The 1,967-nt window shown below is 43.4% G+C and carries 3 protein-coding genes and 1 pseudogene; 2 read left to right on the top strand and 2 right to left on the bottom strand.

Annotated elements, in window-relative coordinates; genetic code table 11:
• Both A7Q09_RS10790 and A7Q09_RS09995 read right to left on the bottom strand, forming a co-directional pair.
• The coding region (locus tag A7Q09_RS10790) for a hypothetical protein (RefSeq protein ID WP_208526748.1) at nt 1-227 on the bottom strand (227 nt) is incomplete at its 3' end.
• Nucleotides 228-236: 9 nt separating this feature from the next.
• Complete coding sequence (locus A7Q09_RS09995; RefSeq protein ID WP_134391298.1) at nt 237-803, bottom strand: polymer-forming cytoskeletal protein; 567 nt, start codon at nt 801-803, stop codon at nt 237-239.
• Nucleotides 804-928: 125 nt separating this feature from the next.
• On the opposite strand from A7Q09_RS09995, the gene A7Q09_RS09990 reads away from it, so the two are divergent.
• A complete protein-coding gene (locus A7Q09_RS09990; protein WP_134391297.1) occupies nt 929-1,234 on the top strand; it encodes a Dabb family protein in 306 nt (101 codons plus the stop codon).
• 326 nt (nt 1,235-1,560) lie between these two features.
• Nucleotides 1,561-1,967 (top strand): annotated as a pseudogene (locus A7Q09_RS11360) (recombinase family protein); the annotation flags it as partial.

Below are 1,967 nucleotides of genomic sequence, written 5' to 3'. Positions count from 1 at the left end.
CGCGACGAAAATGCGGCTTTGGTACTGTTGCGGTGGCTAGAAACAAGATTAGCCGCTGACGCCGGCGCGCGGCGCAGGAACCGTCTGAGATGTAGAGCGGTGGAAGTTTCTCCGCAATGAAGCATGAAACTCACGCCATAGCCCTGTAAACTTGGCGGGGGTAGTTCATAACAAAGTAATGCCTTATTACGTTTCTCAGGAAACTCAATCCATTGAAGTTCAAACAAAAAAAAGCCCTACCTATCTTGGATAGATTTAGCTGTGCATTCGCATTTTCCATTAAGAATCGAGCCTTCTTCAACCTTTAATCGTCGAGTTTTGACATCCCCAAAAACCTCTGATCCATCTTTGAGTTCTGTTAGATCAGAAGCATAAATATTACCAGAAAATCGTCCAGAAATTAATACGTTGCCTACCTTGACTTGGGCATGTACCACTGCTTTTTCTCCAATAATAAGTGTTCCCTCATTTGAATAGATCTGACCTTCAAAATGACCATTTACAACTAATTGATTTTGAAAGGCAATTGAACCAGAGAATTTCGTTCCCGTTGCCAATACATTAAATAGTTTTTCGGAAACTCGTGCTTCTCTAAAATCTTTCTTTTGTTCGTTGCCTGCAACTGTCTTTTTGGTTTCAATTGTTGTTTCTTGTGCCGTTTGTTTTTCCTTTTCTTGTAGGGATTTTTCCAAGGGAACAGCAGGCGGAGGAGGACTACCAAATGGATCGGGAGGAGAAGGAGGGATTATTTTAGTTTCCTGCGGCTTATGAAGTTCACTTTTTCTAAGAAAATTTCCAATCATAGACCAATATCCTTGTTATCTATGAAATTAAAAAACATAAGACTCTTTGCCAACTTTTTTCTCTTTTTAAAAAAGAGTTTTTTGGTTTTATTATCTGAACGTCATTAAATAACATTTTTACTTCTATGATTCATCATCTATGTTTTTTATCCTCTCAAAACGTGTCTAGTCCTGAACAGATCGATAATCTAATGATTGAAACTCGAGTAAGATTGTTGAAAATACCAGAAATAATGAATCTAAGAGTAGGCAAAAATATTTCGCCCAATGGCTCTTATTTCTTCTTTTTTTCTTTCGATGTGGATTCCGTAGAAAAATTGGAGCTTGTTAAGCAAAGTCCTTTCTATTATCAATTTGAAAAACAGATATTGGCTCCACTTTCCGCCGTCAGAACCGAATATGATTTCGAAATGGAACCTCGAAGCAAGTGATATTCCCCTATCTCCTAAAGAGGATGAGCTTCTAACCACCCCTTACAAGTTATAAACTATTCCCGGAGGGAACCCATACCATTTTCTGGGATGGCGCTTGCCACCTGCGACTAAAACTAGACCACGTTAGCCTATCTCTAAGCTCCTATCACGCTAGAGAATACCAGGAGACAAATAAGGAGGATAAGGTGCAGATTCAATCCTTTGGCCTTTAAAGCTATGTTTCAGGCATAGAGCTAGTTCCGATCTGTGGGTTTATGGGGATGGCCGCCTACGGAACATCGCAGGACTTGAACAGTTTCTATACAAGTTGCTTTTTCCTTCTCATAAATGTACATTCTAAACCTGTCGCCCAAGCTGGTCAGCATTCAAGAGCCGCCGAGTTCCTGGGGGTTGCGCCGCAAACACTGCGACGCTGGGAGAGCGAGGGCAAGCTCCTACCCAATGAACCCACAGCAGGTGGGCGGCGACGCTATGACCTTGCGCAGCTTCGGCTAGACCAATTTCATGCACCGGAGAAGATAGACCGCACCATTGCCGCCTATGCCCGTGTGTCCAGTTACGACTAGAAGGACGATCTGGAAGGGCAAAAACAGGTTCATGAGCTGTTCTGTGCCCCCGGCAAGGCTGGACATTCGAGCTGATCGCGGACCTGGGTTCTGGCATGAACTACCACAAAAAAGGCCTGAAGCGCCTGCTGGATGCGATCATCGGCGGTGAAGTCGGCTGCCTG

This window comes from Methylacidiphilum sp. Yel (assembly GCF_004421185.1).
Lineage (GTDB): Bacteria > Verrucomicrobiota > Verrucomicrobiia > Methylacidiphilales > Methylacidiphilaceae > Methylacidiphilum.
This window is presented reverse-complemented; position numbering and strand designations above follow the sequence as displayed.

What these genes read in the sequence shown, in the direction of transcription:
- A7Q09_RS09990 (WP_134391297.1), top strand. Translation starts at nt 929, where the DNA reads ATGATTCATCATCTATGTTTTTTATCCTCTCAAAACGTGTCTAGTCCT.
- A7Q09_RS09995 (WP_134391298.1), bottom strand. Translation starts at nt 803, where the DNA reads ATGATTGGAAATTTTCTTAGAAAAAGTGAACTTCATAAGCCGCAGGAA.